This is a genomic window from Massilia sp. CT11-108 (assembly GCF_047302915.1).
Taxonomy (GTDB): Bacteria; Pseudomonadota; Gammaproteobacteria; order Burkholderiales; family Burkholderiaceae_D; genus Telluria; species Telluria orientalis.
Map to the genome: position 1 here is coordinate 1 of NZ_JBKYMO010001032.1, position 889 is coordinate 889.

Annotated in this window: 1 protein-coding gene; it reads right to left on the minus strand. The window is 69.1% G+C overall.

Features of this window, described 5'->3' with window-relative positions; genetic code table 11:
• On the minus strand, positions 1-645 hold a 645-nt coding region (locus ACEN88_RS32935; RefSeq protein WP_413346490.1), incomplete at its 3' end, for a cellulase N-terminal Ig-like domain-containing protein.
• Positions 646-889 lie beyond the last annotated feature (244 nt).

Here is an 889-nt window from a genome sequence, read left to right on the forward strand (position 1 = left end):
GACGGCGAGCTTGTCGAACCAGGCCGGGAAGTGTTCGTACGCGGTCAGCAGCGTGTACGTGCTGATGCCGGAGTTGACGATGTATTTGTTGTAATCGCCCGCGTCGTACCAGCCCTTCGGGCTCGAGATCACGGTGCCCGCCGGGCGCTTGGGCGAGGCGGCCGATTCGTGCACGAGTACCTTGTCGTCCGGATGGCCCAGCGGCCGCGCGTACGGCCCCGCGACCCGCGCGTCCAGCGCGATGCTCGCGCGGTTCAGCGTGTAGGCGCGAATGGCGCCGGCGTCCAGCGCGCGATACGGTTCGGCGCCGATCGCGAAGACGGGCGAATCCGGCTGGCCCGCCACCGTCACGCGGTAGCTGCCGGTCGTGCGCAGGCCGGAAAAGTCGGCGATGCGCACGCGCTCGCCCGATGCGTCCCACGTCGCGGCCGGGCCCAGCGTCCCTTCGAACACGGCCTTGCCGCTGCTGGCGTCGACGACCTTGAAGCGCTCGTTCGCGCCGGCCGGCACGACGGCCAGCTTCTGTGCGGCCGGCAGGAAGCCGAGCTGGTTCACTTCGATGCCGGCCGCTGCGTGTGCGGTGCCCGTTGCGAGCAGGGCGGCAACGGCGAGGGCGGTGGGAAGGCGCGGGCGCGACGAATACATGCAGTCTCCTTGGATCTTATGGAATTGAAATCGATTTCATCCTACCCCGCCCGCGAAAGTAAAGTCAATCATCCAATCGCGCGGAACGCCCGTCAATACGGGCGCCGTTCATTTCGGCACGGTGCGCAACCGGCGCGCCGCGAGCCAGTCGACGACGACGCCGGCGAGTCCGATGCGGTGGTCGGCGAACGCATGGTCGCTGGGCAGCGTGACGGCGTGCACCTGCGCGCCGCGCTGCGCCGTG